The organism is Streptacidiphilus neutrinimicus (assembly GCF_000787815.1).
GTDB classification, from domain to species: domain Bacteria; phylum Actinomycetota; class Actinomycetes; order Streptomycetales; family Streptomycetaceae; genus Streptacidiphilus; species Streptacidiphilus neutrinimicus.
Map to the genome: position 1 here is coordinate 7344 of NZ_BBPO01000144.1, position 603 is coordinate 7946.

Below are 603 nucleotides of genomic sequence, written 5' to 3' on the forward strand. Positions count from 1 at the left end.
ATGCGCGCTGCTCGGCACCAATGCGATCCCGGCGGCTGCGAGTGACAGCATCAGGGCCCCGGAGATCCAGGCGGTGAACACGCGCCGAGAACGCGTAACAGAGACATTCAATTCCATCTAGGTGCCCAACTCCTTCAAGATGATTCTGTGAATATCGGGTGGTCCACCATATGAAGCCCCGGCCCTAATCCATGAGTCGCATCAGCTGCCTTGGGCTATAGAGAGCATGCCTAATAGTCAGATGTCGTGAGTGGATGGGACACGAAGACATTAGCGTCGGCCGCATCCGCCGAATCGGCACCGAGGGCCAGGCAGACGGGTGACGTAAGAAGGATCGTTTTTTCACTCGGGATGGACCCTCGGTCGATTCAGGTCGAATCCACCGGCCTGATTCCACTGGTGACTTGGCGGCGGTCCTGCGCCGAGTTTGCGTCGGAGCTGCTGTCAGGGCATCGGGCAGTCGCTGGTCTGCCGCTCGCGCACGAAGAACGACGGGCCGCTGCCAGCTCGCCCAGGCAGTTGCCTCCGGCCGCACCGCTGTGGTGGGCCTGTCGTGCCGCCTGGTCGACGGCATCCCCCGCCCGGCCACCGCCCGCGGCCTAG